Origin of the sequence: Bacillus sanguinis (genome assembly GCF_018332475.1) — a bacterium.
GTDB classification, from domain to species: domain Bacteria; phylum Bacillota; class Bacilli; order Bacillales; family Bacillaceae_G; genus Bacillus_A; species Bacillus_A sanguinis.
In genome coordinates, this window is sequence record NZ_BOQB01000530.1 from 1 (window position 1) to 929 (window position 929).

The following is a 929-nucleotide window of genomic DNA, read 5'->3' on the forward strand; positions in this document are numbered from 1 at the left end:
TATATGTAAATGATAAAAAAGAAATAGAGCTTTCTAGTAGTAAAACTTCAAAAGAATTAGGGCCATATTTCCCAGGTTCTTATGTTGTGAAGGCAAAGGCGAAAGCAGAACTTACTCAATTAGAGACAGAAAAAGAAGTGGATTTAGCAGACGAAAAGAAAGGGACAGTAGAAGTGAATTTATCACTTGAAGGAAATTATGTAACCATCTCTTCTGATGAAAATGAAGCAACTGTTTTTGTGAATGGTAAAAAGCGTGGGAAATTGAGTAACGGAAGTTATAAATTGGGACCTGTAGCGACAGATGAAACGGTAGAAGTGCATTTAGAGAAAAATACAGAGCGTGGTACCATTAAATCCGAAAGTATAACAGTTGGGGATCAAAGCACATATTATTTAAAGTTCCCAAAAGAAACGCCAAGCGTAAAAGAAATATCGAGTTCAGCAGCTGGTGAATTTGTACGAACACATATTTATGATAATGTACGTGCGATTTCATCAAATGATTTTAGTATTATCGCAAATAATTATGATCAGAGCGGGCCATCTTATAAACAGGACCGTGAGTATTTACAATATCTATACAAAAAAGGAATTACAGAAGACTTATTAACGATGGAAGTTCGTAATGTAGAGCGTCAAAGTGATACGAAATATAAAGTAACGACATATGAAGAGTACCATATTCGTTACGGTGATGGATCTGTGAAGTTCAAAAGTTTTAATAACGAACATATTGTAAATGTGAATGGAAATGGAAAGATGCTGTATCATTCTCTTGGTGCAAATAATACGTTGAAATCAGAAGAAGTATCTGGTCCAACTCGTTAATATGAAAGAGGCTGTTCAATATTTGAACAGCCTCTTTATTTTGTAGCTAAATCAATATTTCGTGTAACCGTTGATATATCGTAAGTTATGATAGATATA

General features: G+C 33.9%; 1 protein-coding gene. It reads left to right on the top strand.

Going from position 1 to position 929, the window contains the following annotated elements; all coding sequences use genetic code 11:
* Positions 1-830 (top strand): TcaA NTF2-like domain-containing protein (locus tag KI369_RS28255; RefSeq protein WP_438800520.1); only part of this gene is annotated, 830 nt, incomplete at its 5' end.
* Positions 831-929 lie beyond the last annotated feature (99 nt).